A 24,367-nucleotide genomic window follows, 5' to 3' on the forward strand; every position below is an offset into this window, starting at 1 on the left:
ATCATGGAGCGCATGGAGAACGAGGGCATCGTCGGCCCCGCCAACCACGCCGGCAAGCGAGAAATCCTCGTCGAGGCCAGCGCGTCGCCTTGATCTCCATCTCCAGCGGGCGGAGACGTCGCTGCCGCGCTGGCAGCGACGTGCGTGACCGACCTCGTCTGCTGCCGGTTGGGAACGCAGACCCCTCGCCCGTTCGGCGCGGCAAGCGAAGACTGGTATGTTGCGCAACCGATGCGGTTACTATGCGGCCGTAGCTTCGCTCGCACCGGAGGCGACGATGAACCGAGCCGTTCTGTCATTGATGCTGATGTTGGCCGCGGATCTTGCGTTGGCTCAGCCCCGGCCCTCCACCGTCAACAGGCCCTGCAGTGCCAGCCGGCACGATGTCATTGCCAACGGCGCCATCGTGCTCGGTACCGGTGGCTACACCTATGACCGCTTCGTGCGCGACCGCAGTTTCTGCGAACTCGATGAATATGCCGATCCCGCCTGGGTTCCGAGCCGCGACACAGCGAGCTGCTTCGTCGGCTATCGCTGCAAGAGCGGGATGTATGACTAGGCAGGAGCGAAGTCCCCGCGCACGGCAAGGCCGCGCGCACCTTCGTCTTTCCCATCCCTTGCGCGGAAGACAGTCTGAGCGGCCGTTCCACGTCTGGGGCGAGCGGACATGCATCTCGGCCCGGCAACCCGCAACCCTACGACGCTGAAGCTGACATTAGGCTGACACGTCATGTCAGGTTTGCGAGCCGAATTGTCGGGTAAAACGGCGCCTGAGGTTCCCGCCAGGAGCCCGCTGAACTTCGCTGCGCAGACCTTTCCGAAGACGGACACGCGACGGGCATCACTCCAGCAATTGAAACCGGGGAGCTTCGTCAGGTGGCCGAACCTATCGTTGGGCGGAACTTGAGTGGAGGGAGGAACGCGTCATGGGATATGCAGTCGATCCTTACGGCCCGGCACGGAATACCGCTCTGCTTGCGAGCATCACCGCGCTGGAGGCAGCCGTGATCGTGATCCTCGGACAGGTGGCGCTGCTGGGAGCCGATTCCGTAGAAGAGGCCCATGTCACCCTCGCGGAACTCCGGGCCCATTGCGAGCAAGTGAGGGAGACCTTGCTGTCGATGGCGGTGCCGCGCAATGAAGCCGACTCGGTTATCTTCAGCACGAGCTTCACCAGAGAGCTCGACCACATCTTCGGGGCCATTCGGTTCCGCAAGGCGACATCGCAATGATATCGCAAAGCTCCTGAGGCAGATGCCATCGCGCGGGATCCCAAGCGGTGGCGACCTCTCCTTCCGAACGGGCGCCGCCGATGCCTGGCATGGCGCCCCCCGCGTCCCGGATCTCACTCCGGTTGAGCCAGAAGCGGCCTCATCGCTTCATTGATCCAGTGCCATTCGGAGCCGGCCGGGCCTCCTGCATCGTCGCCGCGCAAGATGGCGAGCAGTTGCTGATAGCGGATCGAACGGGCGTGGTGTTTCCGATACTGATCGAGATGCCAGTCCAGGAAAGCCCGATCGGGAGCGCGGTTCATTGCGCGGGCTGAGTCTTCAAGCCATTCCCGCGCGATCGCGGCACCGCTTGCGGAATCCGGTTTTGCGCTGTCGTCCATCGCGGCGCGAACCTTGGCGAGGGTCCGGTTCGCGGCTTCGGCATAGGCGGCGGGGTCGAACTCAGCGGTCGACATGGCCCCAGCATTCGCCCGCATCTCGGCCATGTAGCTTTCATCGGTGATGATCACCGTAAGCTCGGCCCAGGCATCGATCTGCGCGGGCGTCGGATCGTCCGGGAGCTCGGGTGTGCTGGCCTCGATCATCTGGCGCTTCCAGGCATCGTCCATCTGCGCGCCTCCGGCGACCTCGTCGTAGAAGCGCTCGACCAGCAGGCGGAACTGGGCATTGGAAAGGGTCGTCACGGTCCATAATCTCCTGAGATCGGTTTCGGTGGGGTCTGGCGACTTCAAGGTCGCGCGCAGGACGGCGGCGACACGGCGCTGCGAGGCGATCTCCGCCTCCAGCGCGCGAAGGCGCATGGTCAGAACGTCCGTCAGCGAAAGCCGCCTCGACAGGAACTTTCGGATGACTGCGAGGCCCAGCCCGATATCGCGCAGCGCCCGGATCAGATCGAGACGCGCGACATCCTCCGCGGAATACACACGGTAGTTGCTGAAAGTTCGCGTCGCCGGCGGCAGCAATCCGCTGTCCGAATAGAACCGAATCCGCCTGACCGAGACGCCGCTGAGCTTTCCAAGCTCGCCAATCGTGTGCCGTTCTTCCTTCATGGCGTCGTCCTAGGGTCTCCACCGGATGGAGGGTCAAGCGCTGCCGGAACTGGCGGCCGACCAATTCCGGGTATCCGCGCATTGCAGCGCCTCGCGACGCTGCTCTACCGTGCGGCCCATGCCGCGCCGCGGCAGGAACAGGAGCGCCCGCGATGGTCGGCGAACGCAGCGACATATTTGGGTTTGCGCCCGCCCATGATGCGCCGATCCCCTATCTTCAGCGCGTTAGCACCTACTATCAGGCGCTGGGATATGGTCAGCCCTACGCATGGGCGCATTACGCCGCGGTGCCGTTTCAGGCTTTGGCGAGGCCTCTTTCTGAGTGCCGGGTGACGATCATCACGACGGCTGCCCCCTACCAACCGGACAAGGGCGATCAGGGGCCGGGAGCGCCCTACAACGCTGCAGCCAAGTTCTATTCCGTCTATTCCGCCGATAGCGGCGAGGAGCACGACCTGCGCATCGCCCATGTCGCGATCGACCGCACGCATACGACCGCCGAAGATCTCGGGAGCTATTTCCCGCTGGCCGCATTGCGCCAGGCGGCGATCTCAGGGCGGCTCGGCTCGATTGCACCGCGCTTCCATGGCTTGCCGACCAATCGCAGCCACCGCGTGACGCTCGAGGTCGATTGCCCGGAGATCGTCGCCCGCTGCAGGGCGGATGCGGTCGATGCAGCGATTCTGGTGCCGAATTGCCCCGTCTGCCATCAGAGCGTCAGTCTCGCCGCCAGGGCGCTGGAGGAGAATGGCATCGCGACCGTTGTCATGGGTTGCGCCAAGGACATCGTCGAATATGTCGGTGTGCCGCGCTTCCTGTTTTCGGATTTTCCGCTCGGCAATTCCGCGGGGCGACCGAACGACCGCAGCTCCCAGGACGTCACGCTCGATCTGGCTCTGGCCACCCTGGAGCGGGCACCGGCGCCACGGACCACGGTGCAGTCCCCMTTGATCTGGAGTTCCACCCCGGACTGGAAGTTGCACTATTGCAATATCGAACGTCTTTCGCCCGATGAGATCCGGCAGCGACGGGCCGCCTTCGACATACAGAAGGAGACCGCCAGGGCAATCCGTGAACAGGCGCCGGGTTGAAGCCTCCGCTCTGGCGTGAAGCAGCGGCAACGCCGCAGAGCGCCGCTCGCAATTGACGATACCGCCGGATCTGCCGCAGGCTTTCGCCAGAAATCGCCGCCCTGCCCCTGGGCCGGATCAGAGCGATGCCTTGGAGGAGCGCGGCTGATGACGGTTGGCAAGGATTTGGCAGATGCCGCGAACGTGCCCGGGAGCGACGCGTGCGTGCTGCGCCACATGCTCGAGCGCCAGGCCAGGACAAATCCGGATCGGCGCTTCGTCCAGTTCTGGCCCGGCGCGACCTGGAGCTATGGCGAAACGCTGCGACAGGTGCGTTTGCACGCTGCCGCCCTTGCCGCGGCCGGCGTGAAGCAGGGCGACCATGTGCTGTGCTGGATGGGCAATGGCCCCGACCTGCTGGCGACCTGGTTCGCGATCAACTTTCTCGGCGCCGTCTATGTCCCGCTGAACACTGCCGCGCGCGGCCGCCCGCTCGAATATGTGCTCGACGATGCTGACGCGGCGTTGATGGTCGGCCATCGGGCGCTGGTACCAAGGTTGGCGGAGGTCAATCCCGGCAAGCYGCGGCAGGTTCTGCTGGTCGGCGAGAGCGAGCAACGGGAGCCGCAGCTCGCAGGCGTCACCGTCGCCCCGTTCGAGCTCCCCGCCGTGGTTGCGGACGATACCCTGGCGCTGGAGCGTGCGATCGAGCCCTGGGACACCCAGGCGATCATGTACACCTCCGGCACGACCGGCAATGCCAAGGGCGTGGTGTCGTCCTATGTCCAGCTCTACACGATGGGGCCTGACGCATTCGACTGCATCGGCCCCGAGGATTGCTGCCTGGTCTGCGGCCCGATCTTCCATTGCGGCTCGACGCTCTATGTCTATGCGATGCTCGCCTGCGGCGGATCGATCGGCATGGTCCGCGAGTTCCGCACCGCCGATTTCTGGGATGCCGTTCGCGGTACCGGCAGCACTCTGGTCTTGCTGCTCGGCGTCATGGCGACGTTCCTGCTGAAGCAGCCGGCCAGTGCGTCCGACCGGGAACACCCCCTGAAGAAGGCCTTCATCGTGCCCTTCGGCGAGGACGCCGTCTCGTTCCGCGAGCGCTTCGGCGTCGATCTGCACACCGTCTACAACATGACGGAGATAGCCAGTCCGCTCAGTGCCGGCCCCGGCATTTCAGAGCAAGGCCTGGCAGGCTTGCCGCGACCCTGGTTCGAATTGCGGGTCGCTGATGCTCATGACTGCGAAATGCCAAGGGGCGAGGTCGGCGAATTGCTGGTTCGCTCGCACCGGCCGTGGGCGCTGATGAAAGGCTACTATGGGAATGCCGAGGCGACGGTCGCGGCGATGCGCAATGGCTGGTTCCACACTGGCGACGCCTTTCGCCAGATGCCGGATGGGCGCTTCTTCTTCGTCGACCGGCTCAAGGACGTGATCCGCCGGCGTGGCGAGAACATTTCCTCCTTTGAACTGGAGAGCGAGATCCTGGCCCATCCCGGGGTTCGCGAGGCGGTTGCCGTCGCGGTGCCGAGCGAGCATGGCGAGGATGAGGTCCTGGCCGTCGTCACCCCGATTGCAGGCGGCGCACTCGACCAGACCGAGCTTGTGAGCTTCCTGGCGGAGCGCATCGCGCATTACATGGTGCCGCGCTTCATCCGCATCGTAGACGAACTTCCAAAGACGGCGAGTGGCAAGCTGCAGAAGCATGTTCTGCGCAGCGAAGGCGTCACGGCCGATACATTCGACCGTGACGCCGCCGGGATCCGCATCAGAGCCGAGCGGCTCGGCTGAGCCGCTCGGTGCGTTGGATCATCGGACCGGATACCGATCCGATGATCTCGCCTTTCGTGTGGGCACCGCTTGCCCGAGAACCACAATCCAGTCTCGGGCCGATGCCTCCAGTTCATCGGACCGGATATCGTATCCAGTCCGATGATCTAACCCGTTGTCTTTGCATCGGCTTTGCCCCGAAAACCGCAATCCACTTTTCGGGCCGATGCTTTAGAGCGGCTTCAGATTGGCCTCGATCTGCCGGCGCTTCGGTTCCAGGAACGGCGGCAGCGCGAGCTTTTCGCCCATCGTTTCGGCCGGCTCATCGGTTGCGAAGCCGGGACCATCGCTGGCGATCTCGATCAGGATTCCATTTGGCTCACGCAGATAGAGCGAACGGAAATAGAAGCGATCGACCGGTCCGCTATTGGGATAGCCGGTCGCGCGCAGGCGCTCCGCCCACTCATCGTACTCGCCGAAGGTCGGCGTCCGCAGCGCGAGATGGTGGACACCGCCCGCCCCTTCGCGTGCCTGCGGCAGGTCGGGCTCGACCGCGACATGCAGCTCCGCCGCCGGCCCGCCATCGCCGACCTTGAAGACGTGGATGTCGCCGGTCGCATGAGCCGCGTCGCGATAGTCCGCAATGCGCTCGAGGCCGAGCAGCTTGCCCAGCACGAGCTCGGTCCGCTCCAGCTTCGGCACGGAAATCGTCACCGGGCCGAGGCCACGGATCTGATGTTCTGTCGGCACGGAACTCCTGTCCCAGGCCACGAAGGGAATCGCACCGCCATCGGCGATCAGCGTCAGGCGCTGGCCTTCCGGATCCTCGAAATCAATCGCGGCGCGGCCATTGATGGCGCGGATATCCGAAACCGCGACGCCAGCCGCCGTCAGCCGCTCGCGCCACCAGTCCAGCGACGTCTCGTCACCGACGCGCAGGGCGGTGCGGGTAATCGAATGGGTGCCGCGCTTGGCCGGAGGAGCCGGCCAGTCGAAAAAGGTCAGATCGGTGCCGGGCGAGCCGGCGCCGTCGGCGTAGAACAGATGATAGGCCGAGGTGTCGTCCTGATTGACCGTTTTCTTGACCATGCGCATGCCGAGCGTCTCGACATAGAAGCGCCGGTTCTGCGGCGCGTTGGCCGAGATTGCGGTGACGTGATGGATGCCCGTGAGCTTCATAGGTGACCTCCTGATCGCTTCCTTGGCCCGTTGGCCAGTGTTCGCAGCAGAGATAACCGCTTTCGAATGCAACAACAGATCACGTGTTGCCACGACGACGTTGCGAAAATGCAATGATCTGGACTCTGCCTGTCCCTGTGAGTGGGTCAGGCGGGTTGCCCCGTCATTCCCACGATACAGGTCCGGCACGAGCCGGGGCCATTGGTTCTCGAACGAATGGTGGCCGGCGAGGTTCCGGGTTGCGATCCGGCTCAGCCCGTCGTCAGGATTCGCCGGCCGGTGCCTTCGAGCACCACGCAGGTTAGCTGCCCCGTTTCATAGGCGCGTGTGTCGATACCGATCCGGTTCGGGCGGATGACGGGCGCAGTCGTCGGCGTATGCCCGTGAACCACGACGAAACCGAAATCCTCTTCGCTGTCGAGAAATTCGTGCCGGATCCAGAGCATGTCTTGCTCGGATTGCTCGCCGAGCGGAATGCCCGGGCGGATGCCGGCATGCACGAAGAGATAGTCACCGCAGCGCCAGTTCAGGGGCGCCTGCGCGATGAATGCGGCGTGGTCGGCCGGTTGCGCTGCGAAGAAACGCTGCACGATCTGACGGCACGCCAGATCTTCCTCGACCTCGTCGAACTCGGCCACGTCGATGCCGTAGGATGCCAGCGTCTCGACGCCGCCAAACCGGCACCAGCGCAACACGAGATCGGGCGCATGGCGAATGCCGAGCGTGTAGTCCTCATGATTGCCGCGCAGCGTGACGAGCTCACGTTCACGCCGCTTGTCGATGAGATGAGCGATCACGCCAGAGGAGTCGGGACCGCGGTCGATATAGTCGCCAAGCATGACCTGGATGACGCGCTTGCCTGAGGCTGAACGGGCATCCGCTTCGATCTGGGCCTCGATCTCGCGCAGCAGATCGAGGCGGCCATGGACGTCGCCCACCGCATAGATGCGCAGGCCGTCAGGTATTGCCGGCTGGCGGCCGGCGAGCGGCGGGTTGGCGGCATCCATGGGCTTGGCTCCGGCGGTATCTGATCGCCGGGCCTTGTCGCCCGTCGTTTCGCGCGCGGCAAGGGCGAATGGCTAATGTGCGTCCGCGTGCCGCCCCGGCTTGGCCTTGAGCTTGAGCTCGGTCAGATCCTCGCGCTCGCGCGGCGTGTTGCGCATGAGCTGGTCCTTGCCGGGCTGGTACTGCACGGGTTGCGGGGTATCGACGCCATACCAGGCCGCAGCGCGCAGCACGAAGGACGGGTCCGCCAGATGCGGGCGCCCGAGCGCCACGAGATCGGCGCGACCGGAGGCAATGATCGTGTTCACCTGATCGGCCGTCGTGATGTTGCCGACGCACATGGTGGCGATGCGCGCCTCGTTGCGGATGCGGTCGGAATACGGCGTCTGGAACATGCGGCCATAAATCGGCCGGCTGTCATTGACGGTCTGCCCGGTGGAAACATCGACGAGGTCACAGCCTTCCCCGGCAAAGGCGGCCGCAATGGCGACGGAATCCTCAGGCGACAGGCCGCCTTCCTTCCAGTCCGTCGCCGAAATACGAACGGACATCGGCTTCTCCCGCGGCCAGGCCTCGCGCAGCGCCCGAAACACCTCGAGCGGGTAGCGCAGGCGGTTCTCGAGCGAGCCGCCATAGGCGTCCGTCCTGTGGTTCGTCAGCGGCGAGAGGAAGCTCGCCAGCAGATAGCCATGGGCGCAGTGCAGCTCCAACATGTCGAAGCCTGCCCGCTCGCCGCGCTCGGCCGCGGCGACGAACTCGGAGCGCACGCGATCCATGTCGGCGCGCGTCATCTCGCGCGGCACCTGGCTCTCGGGATAATAGGGCAGAGGCGAGGCCGAGATGATCGGCCAGGCCCCTGCGGGAAGCGGCCGGTCCATCCCTTCCCACATCAGCCTGGTCGCGCCCTTGCGGCCGGCATGCCCGAGCTGAAGGCAAAACTTCGCGGCCGAGTTCGCGTGAACGAAGTCGACGATGCGTGTCCAGGCCGCCTCCTGCTCGTCGCTGTAGAGACCGGTGCAACCGGGCGTGATGCGGGCGTCGGGGGCGACGCAGGTCATCTCGCTAACGATCAAGCCCGGACCGCCGATGGCCCGCGAGCCGTAATGCATCAGGTGCCAGTCCGTCGGCAGGCCCTCTAGCGCAGAATACTGGCACATGGGCGAGAGCACCATGCGATTCTCGACCTGCATCTCGCGGAGCCGGAATGGCTGGAATGCGGGTGCCACGGGGGAGCCGTCGCGCTTGCGCCGCGCTGCAGGGCCGACTTCGTCAGCCACCAGCGTGTCGATGGCAGYGGCGAAGGCGGGCGCGCGCAGAGCGAGATTGTCATAGGTGATCGCCTTCGAGCGCGTCATCAGACCGAAGGCAAAGCGCAACGGATCGAAATCCCAGAAGCGACGCAGTTGCTCGAACCAGACCAGCGAGACATCCGCCGCGTGCTGCGTCTTCTCGACCTCTTCGCGCCGGGTCCGTTCGTAGAGCGACAGGGCGGTGGAGACGTCGAGCTTCGCCTTGCCGAAGGCACGATGCAGCGCAATCGCGTCCTCCATTGCCAGCTTGGTGCCGGAGCCGATCGAGAAATGCGCCGTCGCCTTGGCGTCTCCGATCAGCACGACATTGTCCGAGACCCAGTTCTCGCAGCGGATCATCGGGAAATTGCGCCAGAGCGAGCGATTGGTGATCAGCCGGTGACCTTGCAGCTCCTCCGCGAAGACGCCTTCGAGGAAGGCGGCCGAGGCGGCTTCGTCCATGCCCTCCAGGCCAGCCTTCGCAAAGGTCTCGGGGTCCGTCTCCAGCACCCATGTCGAGCGCCCGGCCTCGTACTGGTAGCAATGGGCAATGAAGAGCCCGTGCTCGGTTTCCTTGAAGAAGAAGGTGAAGGCGTCGAAGGGCCGGGTCGAGCCCATCCAGGTGAACTTGTTCGGCCTGAGATCGACCTGTGGCCGGAAGCGTTCCCGCCAGCCTTCGCGGATGCGGCTGTTGATGCCGTCGGCCGCGACCACGAGATCGAAATTGCGCTTCAGCGCTTCGATATCATCGGCTTCCGTTCCGAATTTCAGCGTGACGCCGAGTTCTCGGCAGCGCTCCTGCACCAGCATCAGCAGCGAGCGGCGCGAGCAGCCGCAAAAGCCGTTGCCGGAGACACGATGGAGCGTGTCCTTGAAGCGGATCTCGATATCGTCCCAGTAGGCGAAATTGTCGACGATCGCGCCGTAGCTTTCGGGGTCGGCCGCCTTGAAGGTATCGAGCGTCTGGTCGGAAAAGACGACGCCGAATCCGAACGTGTCGTCAGGCTGGTTGCGCTCGAAGACCGTGACGTCCAGCGCCGGCCAGTCACGTTTCATCAGCAGCGCGAAATAGAGTCCGGCAGGACCGCCCCCGACGACCGCAATGCGCATCACCCATCCTCCCCGGCTGTGACGGATATTATTTTAAGCCTGAAATATTTTTTCCTCAAGGGGGATCGCCGTGGCTTCCGCGCGGAAGGCGGGAGCATGTCCAATCCTATACGTATCCGGCGATTGCGGCGCGCAATTCACGATCATGCGCTCGTTCCAAGCCTCGCTTGCAAATTGCTTCAGACCTAAAATATATTGCTCGGCATGAGGAGGCTCGGCGTCATGGACCTGGCGGGACGACATGCTCTGGTGACGGGCGGCGGGCGTGGCATCGGCCGGGCTGTTGCCGGCGCTCTCAAGGCGGCCGGTGCGCATGTCTCGATCATCGGCCGCAGCGCGGCGACCCTGCAGAGCGCCATTGCCGAGGGCGATGCCGACAGCTTCGCGCTCGCCGATGTCACCAATGAGGCAGCCGTCGCGGCGGCGATCGGGACTCTCTCCAGAGAACGGCCGCTGGATATCGTCGTTGCCAATGCAGGCGGCGTCGAGACCGGGCCGTTCCTGAAAAGCGACGCCGAGCGTTTCCGGCGGATGTTCGAGTTGAACCTGATCGGCACGGTCAATGCCTTCCGGGCGGCCCTGCCCGGCATGACCGAGCGCCGCGAGGGGCGGCTGATCGCGATCGCCTCTACCGCCGGGCACCGGGGCTATCCCTATGTCTCGGCCTATGTCGCGGCCAAGCATGCGGTCATCGGGCTGACACGCTCGCTGGCGCTGGAGGCCGCCCGATCCGGCGTCACGGTGAATGCGATCTGCCCCGGCTATACCGATACCGGCATGGTGGCAGACAGCATCGAGGCGATCACAGCCAAAACCGGAAAGCCGGGCGAGCAGGCGCTGGCGGAGCTGGTCAAGGGCAACCCCCAGGGCCGGCTGATCGCTCCGGAAGAGGTCGCGGCAGCCGTGCTCTACCTCTGCGGTCCCTCCAGTGCCGGGATTACCGGCCAGTCGATCCTGATCAATGGCGGGGAGTTCTAGAGCGATGGAAACACCCTCCCCCGGCCTCATTCTCGACCGTGAGACCAAGGCAAGCGAGCGTCCCGGCGATCACAAGGACGAGCTCAGGCTCTGGCTCAGGATGCTGACCTGCTCGACCCTGATCGAGACCGAGATCCGCAATCGCCTGCGCGAGGAATTCAAGACGACGCTGCCGCGCTTCGACCTGATGGCGCAGCTCGACAAATCGACGACGGGCATGACGGTCGGCGAGGTCTCGCAGCGACTGATGGTGTCGAACGGCAATGTCACCGCCGTCGTCGCCGGCCTGCTGGCCGACGGGTTGGTCGACAAGCGCCCGGCCGCTCAGGATCGGCGCGTCCAGGTGCTGACGCTGACGGCGCAGGGCCGCAAGAGTTTTCGCGCCATGGCGGAGCGGCATGAAGGCTGGATCGCCGAGCTCTTCGCCGGCCTCGACCAGCCCGAGATCGTCCAGCTCTTCCGCCTGCTCGGACAGACCAAGGCCTCTCTGCACCAGGCCATCAAGCGCCGCGCCGATGAAGCGGCGGGCCGGGGAGAGAACGCATGAGCATCGCCAACGCCACCATCTTGCCGCTCGCCGGTTTCAAGCCGGCGCATTTCGGTTTAGGCGTTGCCGGCAAGGTCGCGACAGTGACGCTGAACCGGCCGGACAAGAAGAACCCGCTTACCTTCGAGAGCTACCGCGAGCTCACCGATTTCTTCCTCGCCGCGCAGAAGGAGGAAGAGGTCAAGGCGATCGTGATCACCGGAGCCGGCGGTAATTTCTCCTCCGGCGGCGACGTCTTCGAGATCATCGGACCGCTGGTCGCGATGGACACCAAGGATCTGCTCAAGTTCACCCGCATGACCGGAGATCTGGTCAAGGCGATACGCGGCTGCCCGCAGCCGGTGATCGCGGCAATCGACGGCATCTGCGCCGGCGCGGGTGCGATCATGGCGATGGCCTCGGATATCCGCTTCGGCACGCCCGAGACCAAGATCGCCTTCCTGTTCAACCGCGTCGGCCTTGCCGGCTGCGACATGGGCGCCTGCGCGATGCTGCCGCGCATCATCGGCCAGGGCCGCGCGGCTGAGCTGCTCTATACCGGCCGTGTGCTCAAGGGCGAGGAAGCCGAGCGCTGGGGCTTCCTCAACCGGCTCGTCGGCAAGGAAGCGATGCTCGGCGAGGCGCAGGCGCTCGCCGGCGAATTGGCGGACGGGCCGACCTTCGCCAACGCGATGACCAAGCGCATGCTCGAGATGGAGTGGGCGATGTCGGTCGAGGCGGCGATCGAGGCCGAAGCCGTGGCGCAGGCGCTCTGCATGCAGACCGAGGATTTCGCCCGCGCCTATCACGCCTTCGCCGCCAAGCAGAAGCCGGTCTTCGAGGGGAACTGAGATGATCGGGACCGGCATTCTCGGCGATACGCTCGACTGGCCGTTCTTCGAGGATCGTCATCGCGCCTTTGCCAGGGATCTCGCAGAGTGGGCCGATGCCACTCTGCCCGGCCTGCCCCATGACGATGTCGATGCCGCCTGCCGGGCGCGGGTGAAGGCGCTTGGCGAGGCCGGCTTTCTGAGAGCGGTCGTGCCGGCAGCGTATGGCGGGCTCGGCGAGGCGCTGGATGTTCGCACGCTTTGCCTCTCCCGCGAGATTCTTGCTGCACGTGACGGACTCGCGGATTTCGCCTTCGCCATGCAGGGGCTTGGCACCGGTTCGATCTCCCTTGCCGGTTCGGAGGTTATGAAAGCCCGCATCCTGCCAGGCATCCGCGACGGCAGGCGCATTGCAGCCTTTGCCCTCTCCGAGAAGGAAGCAGGCTCGGATGTCGCCGCCATGGCGACGACGGCCGCGCCCGACGGCAACGGCCATGTCCGCATCGACGGCGAGAAGACCTGGATCTCGAATGGCGGCATCGCGGACCACTATGTCGTCTTCGTACGGACGGGCGAGGCGCCCGGCGCGCGCGGTCTCTCGGCCTTCCTGGTCGAGGCCGATACGCCCGGCCTGAGTATCGCAGAGCGCATCGATGTGATTGCGCCGCACCCGCTCGCCACGCTCCGCTTCGATTCCTGCCGTGTCCCGGTCGGCAACCGGATCGGAGGGCCCGGCGACGGATTCAAGGTCGCGATGGCGACGCTCGACATCTTTCGCTCGACGGTTGGTGCCGCGGCGCTCGGCTTCGCCCGGCGCGCGCTGCACGAGACCGTGTCGCACGCCAATGGCAGGAAGCTCTTTGGCGGAACGCTCGGCGATCTCCAACTCTCGCAGGCCGCGATCGCGGACAGCGCGGCCGAGGTCGATGCCGCAGCCCTGCTGGTCTATCGGGCGGCCTGGACGAAGGACAAGGGTGCGCCGCGCGTCACGCGCGAAGCTGCGCTCGCCAAGCTCGTCGCAACCGAGAACGCCCAGCGCGTGATCGACCGCGCCGTCCAGATCCATGGCGGGCTCGGCGTGACCAGGGGCGTCAAGGTCGAGGAGCTCTATCGCGAGATCAGGGCGCTCAGAATCTATGAGGGCGCCAGCGAGGTTCAGAAGGTCGTCATCGCGCGCGATCTCCTGAAGGCGCATGCCATGAGCGGAGGCTGAGATGGCGCAGGCGGAGTTCGTGCGGTCAGGACATCTGGACAGTTTCGCGCGGGACAATCTGCCACCGCGCGACAGCTGGCCCGACCTCAAGGTCACAGATGCCGGCCTCGCCTATCCCGAGCGGCTCAATGTCGCGACCGAACTGCTCGATCGTCATGTCAGCGAGGGGCATGGCGAACGCATCGCCATCATCTCGGACCGCGAGGTCTGGACCTACGCCGAACTCGCCCAGCGCGTGAACCGCATCGCCAATGTGCTGACCCGCGATCTCGGGATGCGGCCGGGCAACCGTGTGCTGCTGCGGGCCGCCAATACGCCGATGATGGTCGCGGCCTATCTCGCCGTGCTGAAGGCGGGCGGCGTCGCGGTCGCGACCATGCCGATGCTGCGCGCCGGCGAACTCGCCTACCCCATCCGCAAGGCGAAGATCACATTGGCCCTGTGCGATCACCGCCTGATCGATGATCTCCGGACCGCCCAGACACAGACACCCGAACTCCCGCGCATCGTGACCTGGGGCGGAGGCACGCCGACCGATCTCGAAGCGCTAATGGCGCGCGCGGGCTATGAGAACGCCACCGCCGCCGATACCGCCCGCGATGATGTCTGCCTGATCGGCTTCACGTCGGGCACCACTGGCGAGCCGAAGGGCACCATGCATTTCCACCAGGATCTGCTCGCCATTTGCGACACCTATGGAGCGCGCGTGCTGAAGGCGGCACCGGAAGACCGCTTCATCGGCTCGCCGCCGCTCGCCTTCACCTTCGGGCTCGGCGGACTCGTGCTGTTCCCGATGCGGATCGGTGCCGCGATGGTGCTGCCCGACAAGGCCGCCCCCGCCGATCTCGTCACAGCAATCGAGCGCCACAAGGCGAGCGTCTGCTTCACGGCGCCGACGGCCTATCGCGCCATGCTCGACAAGCTCGACGGCCGCGATATCTCTTCCCTGCGCATCTGCGTCTCGGCCGGGGAATCCCTGCCCAAGGCGACCTTCGAAGCCTGGCTGAAGCGGACGGGGCTGCCGCTGATGGACGGCATCGGCGCCACCGAAATGCTGCATATCTTCATTTCCGCGCCGCGCGAGGCGATAAGGCCGGGCGCCACCGGCCTGCCCGTGCCAGGCTACGAGGCGCGGATCGTCGACGAGGCCGGCAATCCCCTGCCCGATGGCACGCCCGGACGCCTCGCCGTGCGCGGACCGACCGGCTGCCGCTATCTCGCCGATCCCAGGCAGGCGAAATATGCGCAGGACGGCTGGAACATCACCGGCGATACCTATCTGCGCGATGCGGACGGCTATTTCTGGTACCAGGCCCGTTCGGACGACATGATCATCTCTGCCGGCTACAACATTGCCGGGCCGGAGGTCGAAGCCTGCCTGCTCGCCCATCCCGATGTCGCCGAGTGCGGCGTGGTGGGCGCGCCCTGTCCGGACCGCGGCCAGATCGTCAAGGCCTATGTCGTGCTGCGCGAGGGCATTCGCGGCGATACGGCCCTGGCCAAGGCATTGCAGGAGCATGTGAAGGCGGGTATCGCGCCCTATAAATACCCGCGCGCCATCGCGTTCGTTCCGGCTCTGCCGAAGACGCCGACCGGCAAGCTCCAGCGTTTCGCACTGCGTCAGTTGGCGCTCACCGAGACCTGATTCCCCCAAGAACAGGCCGAAACGGCCGAAGACCGAGGCTCCGCCATGTCGAACCTTCCAGCATCACGCGCAATCCTGCCCGAGGGCTGGCCGGTGCCGCGCGGCTATGCCAACGGCATGGTCGCCGAAGGCCGTGTGATCGTGACCGGTGGCCTCGTCGGCTGGAACGAGCACGGCGTCTTCGCCGAGGGGTTTCTGCCGCAGCTCCGTCAGACCCTCGCCAATATCAAGGCTGTGGTCGAGGCCGGCGGCGGTCGCATCGAGGATATCGTGCGGCTGACCTGGTATGTCACGGACATCGAGGCCTATCGCGCCAGCCTGAAGGATATGGGGCCGATCTATCGCGAGACCCTGGGCCGGCATTTTCCGGCGATGGCGGTCGTTCAGGTCGTCGCGCTGGTCGAGCCGCAGGCGCTGATCGAGATCGAGGCGACGGCGGTGGTCGCGGGCTGAGGACGCCGCGACCCACGCCATCGTGCATCCGGCGAAACGATCTCGATCGATCAGATGCCGGCGCCGTCCTGAAGCGCGGCTGATGGGTGCCTCTGCCACAGCCGGGCGTGAAGGCCGCGCAAGGTCGGGCGCAGGGCGAAGTCGCCGAGCGCGAGGACACCCGAGACGCCGGGCCGGCCGGTCAGTGCAAGGGCTGCTCCGAACAGTCCTGCCGTGCTGAGCAGGCGCCAACTCACGGCGCTCCACCAGAGCCGCCGATCCGGCGTGCCGGGAGCGCCGATCAGGCGGTTGCGCGCCTGTCGCAGGCGGTCGGCCGTACAGAGCGCCTCCGCCGGGTTCAGGCTTCGTCCCGCGCCCGGCTCGGCGACCACGAAACCAAAGGCGACCGTTTCGTTGCTGATCCGATCGATCAGGATAAAGCCGCCGAGATCCCGGCTCTCCTGATAGGGCAAGGTGGCCAGCGGCCGGTCGAGCCGCAGCGTCACCAGGCCGATCCCGTTCATGCGCAGGACCTGCGCCGGCACCGGCTTGAAGCCCTCGATGTCGATGCTGTGATCCAGCGCGCCGATCGTGGCGTTCACGGCCTGGGTCGCGAGCTTCAGCACGAACTGACCGCCCTCCAGCATGGCGCGCTCGCCAGTCCAGAGCAGCCGCGCCCGGAGCTCGCGCCGGACGGGAACCGGGCTCGCCGCGGAAGCGATGACGTCGCCGCGCGAAATGTCGACCTCGTCAGCCAGGGTCAGGGTGACGGCCTGCCCCGCCGCCGCGTTGCTGGCTTCGCCTGACGGGGTAATCAGCCGCGCGATCGTGCTGCTGCGCCCGGACGGCAGCACCGTGACGGCATCGCCGACGCGGGCACGGCCGCGGGCCGCTGTGCCGGCATAGCCACGGAAATCCAGATCGGGCCGGTTCACCCATTGCACGGGCAGGACGAAGCCGGCCTCGTCGCGCGTCTCCTGTTCGACGACGATGGCCTCCAGCAGAGGCAGCAGCGCCGGTCCCTTATGCCAGGGCATCGTGGTTGAGGGGCGCATCACATTCTCGCCGTCCCGCGCCGAAACCGGGATGATGTCGATCGACCTGAAGCCGAGGTTCTTCACGGCCGCGCGATAATCCGCAGCGATCCGGTCGAAGATTGCCTCGTCGTAACCGACGAGGTCCATCTTGTTGATCGCAACCACGACGTGGCGGACGCCGACCAGCGAGACGATGAAGGAGTGGCGCCGCGTCTGCGGCAGCAGGCCTTTGCGGGCGTCGATCAGGATGATGGCGAGATCGGCGGTCGAGGCGCCGGTCGCCATGTTGCGGGTATATTGCTCGTGGCCCGGCGTATCGGCGACGATGAAGCTGCGCTTCTCCGTCGCGAAATAGCGATATGCGACATCGATGGTGATGCCCTGCTCGCGCTCGGCCGAGAGCCCGTCGACCAGCAGCGCGAAGTCGGGCTCCGCACCTTGCGTGCCGAATTTGCGGGAATCGGCGTCGAGGGCGCTGAGCTGGTCGTCGAAGACCGCGCCGGCCTCATAGAGCACGCGTCCGATCAGCGTCGACTTGCCGTCATCGACCGAGCCGCAGGTGATGAAGCGCAGCAGCGAATGCTGGGCGGTTTCGCTCAGTCCGGAGGAATCGTTCRCAGGGAGTGGAGCCGTGGCGCCCGGGCGCTTCTTCTCGGCGGCGACAGCCATCAGAAGTACCCTTCCTGCTTCTTCTGTTCCATCGAGCCGGCGCCGTCATGGTCGATGACACGGCCCTGGCGCTCGGAGGCGCGCGATGAGCGCATCTCGGCGATGATGTCGGTGAGGCTTGCGGCTTCGCTCTCGACTGCGCCGGTCAGCGGGTAGCAGCCGAGCGTCCGGAAGCGGACCATGCGGGTCTCGACGACCTCTCCGAGCGCGAGTTCCATGCGGTCGTCGTCGCGCATGATCCAGGCTCCGTCGCGGTGCACGACCGGACGCGGGGCAGCGAAGTAGAGCGGTACGACCGGTATGTTCTCGAGTGCGATGTAGTCCCAGACATCGCGCTCGGTCCAATTGGAGAGCGGGAAGACGCGAAAGCTCTCGCCCTTGTGCTTGCGGGTGTTGAAGAGCTGCCAGGGCTCCGGGCGCTGGTTCTTCGGATCCCAGCGATGCTCGGCGCTGCGCAGCGAGAAGATCCTCTCCTTGGCGCGGCTCTTCTCCTCGTCGCGCCGCGCGCCGCCGAAGGCGACATCGAACTTGTGCAGGTCGAGTGCCTGCTTCAGCCCTTGCGTCTTCATCACGTCGGTATGGACGCGCGAGCCTGAGGCGAAGGGCCCGATGCCGGCCCTGACCCCGTCCTGGTTGACATGGACGATCAGATCGAGCCCGAGCCGCTCCGCCGTCTCGTTCCGGAAGGAGATCATCTCACGGAACTTCCAGGTCGTATCGACATGGAGCAACGGGAATGGCGGCTTCGCCGGATAGAACGCCTTCAGGGCGAGATGCAGCAGAACGGCGGAATCCTTGCCGATCGAATAGAGCAGCACCGGCTTGTCGCAGGTCGCCACAACCTCGCGAATGATGAAGATCGCCTCGGCTTCGAGCTTCTGCAGATGGCTGAGCTGGATCATGGTCGCGCCTCCGCCGCAGTGGCAGCCTTGGCCCGGACCAGATTCCCGTCCGGCCCGACATGCAGGCCGCATTCCTTGGCCGCGTCGTCTTCCCACCACCAGCGCCCGGCCCGCTCCGGCTCGCCCGGCGCGATCGCACGAGTGCAGGGCTGGCAGCCGATCGAGATAAAGCCTTTGTCGTGCAAAGGATTGAGCGGGATTCCTTCAGCCTTGGAGAAACTCAGCGCGACCTCGCGCGACCAGTCGAGCAAGGGGTTGAACTTGATCAGGCTGCGCTCCGTTTCGGCCTCCGCGAGCGCGACGCCGCCGCGCGCGGCCGACTGGTCGGAGCGCAAGCCGGTGATCCAGATCTCCGCCCCGTCCAGGGCCCGGCCCAGTGGCTCGACCTTGCGGATGTCGCAGCAGGATTTGCGGGCGTCGCGGGAAGCATAAAAGCCGTTGATGCCGTTTTGGCGGACAAAAAGTTCGATCGCGTCATGGCGCGGGTAGAAGGGGCGGATCACCACGCCATAGTTACGCTCAGTCTCCTGCCAGAGGCTGTAGACCTCCGGAAAGAGCCTGCCGGTGTCGAGGGTGACGATCTCGATGGGAAGCCCGGCACGAGCAATCAGATGGATGAGGACCTGATCCTCRAGGCCGAAGCTGGTGGTAAAGACGATCCGTCCCGAAACCGCCTGACGCAGTCCGATGAGACGGTCGCGCGCATCCGACTTGCCGAACGCGCGAACGAGGTCAGCAGCGCGCTCGGGCAAGTCAATTGCCTCAGCCGGTGCGCCTTGTTGGGCGGAAAGGCCCGTATCGATGGGGTCTCTGGCCATGGTCTTGGCCGCCTGTATTGTTCTGTAAATCGAACAATTCAGCTATACCCGAACGCCCACCGGGGCAATTCACTTGAGGTAGTGTGGTTTTTCTTATTTCACAAAATGAAGAGAAGAACCTTTCGCCGAGGCAGGCAGCCGGGCGCGACTGCCGTCCCCGACGCGGGGAGAGTGAGGCCTCAGCCGCAATGCGGCTGGGCGCCGGCGCTCCAGAAGGGCGCATCCTCGCCGGCGCGCGGAATGCTGCGGCGCTCAGTGGCCCGCAATTCGGCCGGCAGCGCCACGACGCTTTGCCACCAGCCATGGGCGCATTCGGAGCGGAACGCCATCTGGTCGCTCAGGCTCGTGCCGATGGCCCGGAAGCCTGTTTCCAGCGCGGCAACGGCATCCCGGATCGCAGCCTGCGTCTGCTCCGTGCTCTCGCGCGCATCGGCGCAGAAGGCAGCGGTGAAGGCAGTGATGTCATGGGCCAGTTCGGGATAGGCGCTTGCATCGAGGCTCCAGGCTTTCATCCATTCATGCGAGACGAGTGCGACCGCCTCATCGAGCGGGCGCGAGACGACCTTGCGGGCCGTGGTCCGCATATGGCGCATCAGCTCGGCACGCGCGTGCTGGTGACGCGCGGCGATCGCGGCCTCCTTCATGCGCGCAATCGCGGCCTCGGCCTCGGCGAGACACTCGTCGACCGGATGGGTCATGATCCAGCAATCCTCAAGGCAGGCGGGCGAGCGCATCGATCATGCGCTCGAACAGGCGGTCGGCATCGACCTCGTTGACGACGAAGGCGTTTGCCGGGCGCTTCGTCCGGCCGTTCCAGTCGATGGTCGAGCGGCCCCGGACATTGCCGGCGAGCTCGATCTCGACATGGCAATCACGGCCCTTGAACAGCTCGGGCCAGAGCAGCCAGGCGATGACGCAGGGGTCGTGCATGGGGTGGGCCGCCGTGCCCAGGCCCCCTGGGCGCGGACGCGTCAGCATGCCGTGGACCGCTCGCCCGGTGCGGGTGCCGAGCCCGTCCAACCGCGCCATGGCCGCCGACGAGGCGATGGCCTGATGCGTCGCATGCAGGCCAAACAGCGTGACAGGAACGCCCGCCCCGAGGACGACCGCCGCGGCATGCGGATCGACATAGAAATTGAACTCGGCTGCCGGCGTCATGTTGCCGAGGCCCATGGCCCCGCCCATCACCACGATCTCGCGCAGTTTGGGCGCAAGTTCCGGGGCAAGCCGCAAGGCCATCGCGACATTGGTCAGCGGCCCGAGCGCGCAGATCGTGATGCTGCCGTCTGTGGCTGCGCGCAGGACCTCGACGATCCCCTGGACGGCATGGCCGGGAGCCGCCGACGAGGCGGCGGCCGGCAGCCCGGCGCCGCTCAGGCCGTCGGGTCCGGAGACGAATTCCGCCGTCTCGAGCGGCTCCAGCATCGGCCGCGCCATGCCTGCTTGTACGGGCACATCGGGGCGCGCCGCCAGATCGCGGACGCGCAGCGCGTTGGCGGTGGTCAGGTCGATCCCGACATTGCCCGCGACCGTGCTGACCAGCCGAATGTCGAGTTCGTCAGGCTGCGCAAAGGCGAGCAGCAGGGCAACAGCGTCATCCTGCCCGGGATCGGTGTCGATGATGATCGGCCGTGCCATCTCAGGCCGCCAGCGCCGGGGCGGACATGATCAGATGGCTGAGATCGTCGGGGGTGAGATCGCCGATCGGCAGGTCATGCAGCTTGCGGCCGCTGCGCAGGATCACGACCCGGCTCGCCAGCGCGACCACGTCGCGCATGTTGTGGCTGATCAGCAGGACAGTGCGCCCCTCCGCCTTGAGATGGCGTACAAGATCAAGCACTTGCGCGGTTTCTTTGACGCCGAGCGCAGCCGTCGGCTCATCCATGATGATGACCTCGGCGTTCCAGCGAAGCGCCCGCGAGATCGCCACGGCCTGACGCTGTCCGCCGGAGAGCCGCTCGACCGGGCGCGTCATGTCCTCGATCTGCACCGACAGCCGGCGCAGGTAGCCTCTCGCCTCGTCCGCCATCCGCGCCTTGTCGAGCACGCGCAGGAAAGGCAGCACGAGCGGGCGCGTCAGCTCGGCCCCCATGAAGACATTTGCGRCGATCGACAGGCGCGGCGCGAGGGCAAGCTCCTGGTAGATCGTCGCCACGCCCTGCTCGAGCGCGTCATGCGGCGAGCGGAAATGCACCTCGCGGCCACGCAGGCGAATGGTGCCGGCGGTCGGCGCCTCGGCGCCCGACATGATCTTGATCAGCGTCGATTTGCCGGCGCCGTTGTCGCCGCAGATCGCCAGGACCTCGCCGGCATGGACGTCGAGATCGATGCCGCTCAGTGCCTGGACGGCGCCGTAATTCTTGCCGACCGAGCGCATCGCGAAGATGGGCTCCGAGGCCGCCTTTTCTGTCATCCGCATGCTCTCCGGAGGGCGCGCAAACGGGCCGGCTGCAAAGGCCGGCCCGGACGAGGGGCGCCCTATTTCAGGAAGTCCTTGACGTTGTTCTTGTCGACGACGACCGCGTCCATGAAGAGATAGGGGCCGGTCGTGATGGCGCTCACCGGCTGCTTCTTCACGGCGATGGCCTCGACAGCCTCGACAGCCTTCACGCCCATTTCCTCGAAGGGAACGGTGACGGTCGCGAGGAAGGTGCTGTCCGGGTCGGCAATGCGACGATAGGTTTCGGCGCCGCCATCGACGGAAACGAGCGGAATTTCGCCCTTCTTGACGCCCTGGGCCTTGAGCAGATCGTCGATGATGTAGGCCTGACCGTCAAAGGAGGCCCAGATACCGTTGATCTTGCCCTGATTGCGCAGGAGCAGCGCCTGCACGCCGCTGCGAACATCGTCGCGCCAGCTTTGGGTGCGCGCCATGCCGTGCTTTCCGACTTCCTTGACCGCGGTGTTCTCGGACAGGACGACGTCGAGCACCTTGCCGCGAATGCGTGAGGCGATATTGCCGTCGAAACGCACCGACATCAGGTTGCCGGTGTAGCCCATCTGCCCGAGCAGATAGAGGGCTGCGTCCGCACCGACCTTGTATTCATTGGTCTGGATGTCGAACAGCGAGTACGGCCCGGCGCCGGACTGGACTGTGATGACCGGGATGCCCTTGTCCTTCGCGGCCTTGAACTGGGCTTCCGCCTCGACCGGCTTGCCCATGGCGACGATGATGGCGTCGACCTTCTTGGCGATCAGCGCCTCGAACTGCTCGGCGTGCTTCGGCAGCGCGCCTTCGGAATTCAGCAGGGTGACGTTCCAGCCCTTGGCCTTGGCCGCAGCCGCAGCCGCATTTGCAACGCGCGCATGCGTCTCCGAGGTGAACTGGAAGCCGATGACGCCGAGCTCGAATGCGGAGGCGCTGCCGACGCCCCAGGCCAGCGCCAGACAGCTGGCTGCAACCATCTTCACGAACTTCATGACTACCCCCTCCGGACCGCGCGGATGGCTGCGCGGCGTTGTTGCGTTCAAACCTTGACGGCTGCCTTCCGCACCACGCTGGCCGAGAATGCGACCGAGCCGATGATGATGATGCCAAGCACGATATCCTGCACGTAATAGGCTGCGCCCATCAGCACGAGCCCGTTGCCAAGAACCTTGAGCACAAGCGCGGCAAAGACCGTCCCGGCCACATTGGGCTTGCCGGGCTCGAACATCGTCATGCCGAGCAGCACGGCGGCAATGGCGTAGAGAAAATAGTCGCCGGCCATGTTCGGAGCGGCGGAGGAGAGGCTCGCGGCGAGCAGCACGGCGGTGATCGAGGCGAAAACGCCGGCCAGCAGCAGGCCAAGCCGCTTCATCCGCATGGTCGCGATGCCTGCGAGCCGCGCCGCCTCATCAGCCTCGCCGGTTGCCGCCATATGGGCGCCGGTCCGGGTCCATTTCAGCAGCACATAGGAGATGCCGGTCGCCGCAAGCAGGAACCAGATCAGATTGGGCAGGCCGAGCGTCGTGCCGCGTGCCAGGCCGGTGAATCCGGCCGGCCAGCGCCCGACGAAGGCGACGCCCTGCGTGATCATGAAGGCGAGCCCCTTGGCGATGGCGGCCGTGCCGAGCGTCACGATCAGCGAAGGAACCTTCAGCACCGTGACGCCGAAACCGTTGAAGGCCCCCAGCCCGGCGCCCACCGCAAGAGCGGCCAGGACCGCGATCGCGGGGTCATAGCCCGCCTGGATGAACCAGCCAGCGGCGACTGCAGCCAGGCTCGCGACCTCGGCGATCGACAGATCGAGCTCGGCGATGGTCAGGGCGAGCGCAAAGCCGAGTGCAAGGATGGCGAGGAAGCTCGTGTCCTTGGCGATGTTCAGGAGATTGCCCGGGCTTGCGAAATTCGGCGCAAACGCGACGAAGAACCCGATCAGGGCGAGCCCCGCCAATGCAGTGCCATGCCGTTCGACAAGCGTGCGCATTCAGTGCGTTCCCCGCAACGGAAGCGCCATGCGGCCTCCGGGCGTCGCAAAGGGCTGATGGGGAGACGGGATCGAGTGTCGGGGCATCATGTCATGACAGCGGGCGAGCGGGCATTCCATCCGAACCGGCCGAAGCCGTACCGAATGGAACAACTCAACCCTAGTGCGGGGCCAACGCGAATGCGAGCCGGCGCAACGGGTTGAGAGCGAATTCTCCACGTCCAATTGCGCAACGTCAGGCCCATGCTGCACGTGCGGCCCCTCACTCGCGCCAACCGGCGAGCTGACGCCCGATTGGAGCCAGAGCCTGCTCTGCCTGTCGGAAGAGGCCAAACAGCCGATCATAGGGTTCGCGTGAGGCCGGGTTCGGCTGGTAGACCCGCGCCAGTCTGACAAGCGCTTCCTGCGCTGCGGCGAGATCCGGAAAGCGTCCGAGAGCGGTCCAGGCGACGATGGCAGCACCGAGCAGACCATGCTCCTCGCCTTCGACGACGCCGACCGGACGGCCGAGGATATCCGCCTTGATCTGACACCAATGGCGATTGGCAGCGCCGCCTCCGCCGAAGCGAAGTTCCGCGATCGGCCGGCCTGACGCTGCCTCGGCACGCTCCAGCACGACACGATTGAGGAAACCGACGCCCTCCATCACCGCCCAGGCGAGGTCAACCGCGCGGTGGCGGCGATTGAGCCCGACGAGAGCCCCGCGCAGTGACGGGTCCCAGTACGGCACGCGTTCGCCCTGGAGATAGGGCAGGAAGATCACCGGGGCGGCATCGCGCGGTTCCGCAAGGACGCGGCCAAGCTCGCGACCGGCTTGCGCCGGTTCGCCYTGGAAGCGACCGAGCAGCTCGAGCAGCCAGATCAGCGTGTCGGCCCCTGTCTGGCTGGGGCCGCCGAGCTGGGTGAGGCCGGCGCCCCAGTCTACCGTCATCAGCCCTTCGGCCCAGGCAGCCCGTGCATTGACGAGACCCAGCACCTCCGTCGTCCCGGACAGGTTGTAGCCAAAACCCGGACGCATGGCGCCCAATCCGACCACGCTCGCCCAGGTGTCGTTCGCCATGGCGATCACGGGCCGGCCGGCAAGATGGCCAAGTGCGCCTTCCAGCCCCGGCTGGACATGGCCCATGATCGAAACCGGCTGGCGCAGCGGCGGAAGAAGCGTCACCGGCAGGGCGGCAGCGTCGAACAGCGAACC

24 protein-coding genes are annotated in these 24,367 nt (G+C 65.9%); 11 read left to right on the forward strand and 13 right to left on the reverse strand.

The window, feature by feature from the left end:
• From AC1DRP_RS19020 to AC1DRP_RS19030, 3 genes are all read left to right on the forward strand, one after another.
• A partial coding sequence (locus AC1DRP_RS19020; RefSeq protein ID WP_476769279.1) for a DNA translocase FtsK occupies positions 1-93 on the forward strand: 93 nt, incomplete at its 5' end.
• A gap of 184 nt (positions 94-277) precedes the next feature.
• Positions 278-559, forward strand: coding sequence for a hypothetical protein (locus tag AC1DRP_RS19025; RefSeq protein WP_441507120.1), 282 nt, complete (start codon positions 278-280; stop codon positions 557-559).
• A gap of 367 nt (positions 560-926) precedes the next feature.
• On the forward strand, positions 927-1,232 hold the full coding sequence (locus AC1DRP_RS19030) for a hypothetical protein (RefSeq protein WP_441490823.1): 306 nt from the start codon (positions 927-929) through the stop codon (positions 1,230-1,232).
• A gap of 113 nt (positions 1,233-1,345) precedes the next feature.
• Here AC1DRP_RS19030 and AC1DRP_RS19035 read toward each other — a convergent pair whose 3' ends face one another.
• A complete protein-coding gene (locus AC1DRP_RS19035; RefSeq protein ID WP_476769271.1) occupies positions 1,346-2,281 on the reverse strand; it encodes a helix-turn-helix domain-containing protein in 936 nt (311 codons plus the stop codon).
• A 152-nt stretch (positions 2,282-2,433) separates the two neighbouring features.
• Here AC1DRP_RS19035 and AC1DRP_RS19040 point away from each other — a divergent pair, with 152 nt between their 5' ends.
• Both AC1DRP_RS19040 and AC1DRP_RS19045 read left to right on the forward strand, forming a co-directional pair.
• Positions 2,434-3,372, forward strand: coding sequence for a glycine reductase (locus tag AC1DRP_RS19040; protein WP_441507118.1), 939 nt, complete (start codon positions 2,434-2,436; stop codon positions 3,370-3,372).
• A 147-nt stretch (positions 3,373-3,519) separates the two neighbouring features.
• Positions 3,520-5,151 (forward strand): AMP-binding protein, encoded by a 1,632-nt coding sequence (locus tag AC1DRP_RS19045; protein WP_476769272.1) that lies wholly within the window; start codon positions 3,520-3,522, stop codon positions 5,149-5,151.
• 210 nt (positions 5,152-5,361) lie between these two features.
• Here AC1DRP_RS19045 and AC1DRP_RS19050 read toward each other — a convergent pair whose 3' ends face one another.
• The 3 genes from AC1DRP_RS19050 to AC1DRP_RS19060 all read right to left on the reverse strand — a co-directional run bounded on the left by AC1DRP_RS19050 (position 5,362) and on the right by AC1DRP_RS19060 (position 9,713).
• Entirely contained in the window at positions 5,362-6,309 is a 948-nt protein-coding gene (locus tag AC1DRP_RS19050; protein WP_441507116.1) for a ring-cleaving dioxygenase, read from the reverse strand.
• 251 nt (positions 6,310-6,560) lie between these two features.
• Positions 6,561-7,316, reverse strand: coding sequence for a metallophosphoesterase family protein (locus AC1DRP_RS19055; RefSeq protein WP_441490828.1), 756 nt, complete (start codon positions 7,314-7,316; stop codon positions 6,561-6,563).
• A 72-nt stretch (positions 7,317-7,388) separates the two neighbouring features.
• Positions 7,389-9,713 carry a bifunctional salicylyl-CoA 5-hydroxylase/oxidoreductase gene (locus AC1DRP_RS19060; RefSeq protein ID WP_476769273.1) on the reverse strand — a complete coding sequence of 775 codons (2,325 nt, stop codon included), beginning with the start codon at positions 9,711-9,713 and terminating at the stop codon, positions 7,389-7,391.
• 222 nt (positions 9,714-9,935) lie between these two features.
• Between AC1DRP_RS19060 and AC1DRP_RS19065 the strand changes: the two genes are divergently transcribed.
• The 6 genes from AC1DRP_RS19065 to AC1DRP_RS19090 are packed head-to-tail and all read left to right on the forward strand — an operon-like array spanning position 9,936 to position 15,358.
• Positions 9,936-10,691, forward strand: a complete 756-nt coding sequence (locus AC1DRP_RS19065; protein WP_441507113.1) for an SDR family NAD(P)-dependent oxidoreductase — start codon at positions 9,936-9,938, stop codon at positions 10,689-10,691.
• A gap of 4 nt (positions 10,692-10,695) precedes the next feature.
• Positions 10,696-11,238, forward strand: coding sequence for a MarR family winged helix-turn-helix transcriptional regulator (locus AC1DRP_RS19070; protein ID WP_441478049.1), 543 nt, complete (start codon positions 10,696-10,698; stop codon positions 11,236-11,238).
• On the forward strand, positions 11,235-12,068 hold the full coding sequence (locus tag AC1DRP_RS19075; RefSeq protein ID WP_441507112.1) for an enoyl-CoA hydratase family protein: 834 nt from the start codon (positions 11,235-11,237) through the stop codon (positions 12,066-12,068). The genes AC1DRP_RS19070 and AC1DRP_RS19075 overlap by 4 nt, the downstream gene beginning before the upstream one ends.
• 1 nt (position 12,069) lies before the next feature.
• Positions 12,070-13,260: an acyl-CoA dehydrogenase family protein gene (locus AC1DRP_RS19080; RefSeq protein ID WP_476769274.1), complete on the forward strand. Its 1,191-nt coding sequence runs from the start codon at positions 12,070-12,072 to the stop codon at positions 13,258-13,260.
• A gap of 1 nt (position 13,261) precedes the next feature.
• Positions 13,262-14,905, forward strand: a complete 1,644-nt coding sequence (locus AC1DRP_RS19085) for a benzoate-CoA ligase family protein (RefSeq protein ID WP_441507110.1) — start codon at positions 13,262-13,264, stop codon at positions 14,903-14,905.
• A 45-nt stretch (positions 14,906-14,950) separates the two neighbouring features.
• Positions 14,951-15,358, forward strand: coding sequence for a RidA family protein (locus AC1DRP_RS19090; protein ID WP_441490834.1), 408 nt, complete (start codon positions 14,951-14,953; stop codon positions 15,356-15,358).
• 50 nt (positions 15,359-15,408) lie between these two features.
• On the opposite strand, the gene cysN is transcribed toward AC1DRP_RS19090, so the two are convergent.
• The 9 genes from cysN to AC1DRP_RS19135 all read right to left on the reverse strand — a co-directional run.
• A complete protein-coding gene (gene cysN / locus AC1DRP_RS19095; protein WP_476769275.1) occupies positions 15,409-17,043 on the reverse strand; it encodes a sulfate adenylyltransferase subunit CysN in 1,635 nt (544 codons plus the stop codon).
• Complete coding sequence (gene cysD, locus AC1DRP_RS19100) at positions 17,043-17,945, reverse strand: sulfate adenylyltransferase subunit CysD (RefSeq protein WP_441507107.1); 903 nt, start codon at positions 17,943-17,945, stop codon at positions 17,043-17,045. Before cysD ends, cysN begins: the two co-directional genes overlap by 1 nt.
• Entirely contained in the window at positions 17,942-18,763 is an 822-nt protein-coding gene (locus AC1DRP_RS19105) for a phosphoadenylyl-sulfate reductase (RefSeq protein WP_476769276.1), read from the reverse strand. Before AC1DRP_RS19105 ends, cysD begins: the two co-directional genes overlap by 4 nt.
• A 179-nt stretch (positions 18,764-18,942) precedes the next feature.
• On the reverse strand, positions 18,943-19,461 hold the full coding sequence (locus tag AC1DRP_RS19110) for a hypothetical protein (protein WP_441490838.1): 519 nt from the start codon (positions 19,459-19,461) through the stop codon (positions 18,943-18,945).
• A gap of 13 nt (positions 19,462-19,474) precedes the next feature.
• A complete protein-coding gene (locus AC1DRP_RS19115) occupies positions 19,475-20,401 on the reverse strand; it encodes a nucleoside hydrolase (RefSeq protein ID WP_441507105.1) in 927 nt (308 codons plus the stop codon).
• Between the two features lies 1 nt (position 20,402).
• Positions 20,403-21,176, reverse strand: a complete 774-nt coding sequence (locus AC1DRP_RS19120) for an ATP-binding cassette domain-containing protein (protein ID WP_476769277.1) — start codon at positions 21,174-21,176, stop codon at positions 20,403-20,405.
• 65 nt (positions 21,177-21,241) lie between these two features.
• Positions 21,242-22,183, reverse strand: coding sequence for a sugar ABC transporter substrate-binding protein (locus AC1DRP_RS19125; protein ID WP_113519288.1), 942 nt, complete (start codon positions 22,181-22,183; stop codon positions 21,242-21,244).
• Between the two features lie 47 nt (positions 22,184-22,230).
• Positions 22,231-23,172, reverse strand: coding sequence for an ABC transporter permease (locus AC1DRP_RS19130; protein WP_441507103.1), 942 nt, complete (start codon positions 23,170-23,172; stop codon positions 22,231-22,233).
• Positions 23,173-23,434: 262 nt separating this feature from the next.
• Positions 23,435-24,367 (reverse strand): xylulokinase (locus AC1DRP_RS19135; RefSeq protein ID WP_476769278.1); only part of this gene is annotated, 933 nt, incomplete at its 5' end.

The sequence above is a fragment of the Allobosea sp. 01N443 genome, assembly GCF_056399325.1.